The organism is Streptosporangium sp. NPDC002544 (genome assembly GCF_040295965.1).
Taxonomy (GTDB): Bacteria; Actinomycetota; Actinomycetes; order Streptosporangiales; family Streptosporangiaceae; genus Streptosporangium.
On the sequence record NZ_JBEOWJ010000097.1, the window covers coordinates 1 to 1,115 of the forward strand.

The 1,115-nt window shown below is 69.1% G+C and carries 2 protein-coding genes; both read left to right on the forward strand.

Annotation, left to right across the window (positions count from 1 at the left end; all coding sequences use genetic code 11):
* A partial coding sequence (locus ABT061_RS48285; protein ID WP_350930449.1) for a hypothetical protein occupies positions 1-184 on the forward strand: 184 nt, incomplete at its 5' end.
* Between the two features lie 29 nt (positions 185-213).
* Positions 214-1,115, forward strand: a 902-nt coding sequence (locus tag ABT061_RS48290; RefSeq protein ID WP_350930450.1) for a glycoside hydrolase family 25 protein, incomplete at its 3' end; no start/stop codon positions are given.

Here is a 1,115-nt window from a genome sequence, read left to right on the forward strand (position 1 = left end):
CGTCACCAATGTCTGGGTGGCCGACTGGGACGCCGACGGCAAGACCGACCTGCTCGGCCTGAACGGCAACGACCAGCTCTTCGCCTGGCGCAACCAGCCGGCCAGCGGCAGCCCCGTCTTCTCCCCGTACGCCAGCCTGGGCGCCCAGTGGAGCACGTTCGGCCGCATCCCCACTGCCCAGTAGCGCCCTCTTCGTTCACGTTGGAGCAGACAATGTCCAGGATTCAGGCACGGCTCGCCGTCGTCGCCGCGGCCATCGGGATCGCGGGGGTGCTGGCCCTGCCCGCAGCCGCCTCGTCCGCCAGCCCACCGTCCGGCAAGTACCCGGTCAAGGGCGTCGACATCACCGAGTACCAGCACCCGGGCGGAGCCTCGGTGAACTGGTCCCAGATCCGCCAGTCGGGCGTCACCTTCGCCACGCTGAAGGCCACCCGCGGCACCAACAAGACCAACTCCTACTTCGCGAGCGATCTGGCCGCCTCGCTGGCCCAGGGCATCGCCACCGCCCCGTACCACTTCCTCACCGGCTACACCTCGGGCAGCGCGGGCGCGCAGGCCGACTATTTCATCGCCGAGCTCCGCTCGGCCGGCTACACCGGGCACCGGGCCGGTGAACTGCCGCCGATCCTCGACCTGGAGTGGACCGACGACGGCACCAACTCCTGCCCGCCGTACACCACGGTCTCCCAGGCGCAGCTGTTCCTGGACAAGGTGCAGGCGGCGTTCGGCGTCAAGCCGTGGATCTACACCGCGAAGGGCTTCATGACCGGCTGCATGGGCAGTACCACCGCTTTCGGCTCGTACGGCCTCCAGGTGGCCGACTACACGTCCTCGCACACTACGCCCGCCGTTCCCCCGGGCTGGGGTTCCTGGCTGATGTGGCAGTACGCCGACGTCGGCAACGTCCCTGGCGTACCGACCACGAACGTCACCCTGAACGTCTTCAACGGCACCCAGGCGCAGCTCGACGCCCTCGCGGCGCGCACCGTCACCCCCGTCGTCGACCCGCAGGCCGGTCACCTGGTCGACTTTGACGGTGATGGCAAGAGTGACGTCCTTGGCCTGGGTACGAGCGGCGACGACATGTGGCTGGTGCCGAACACCAGCACGCCGGG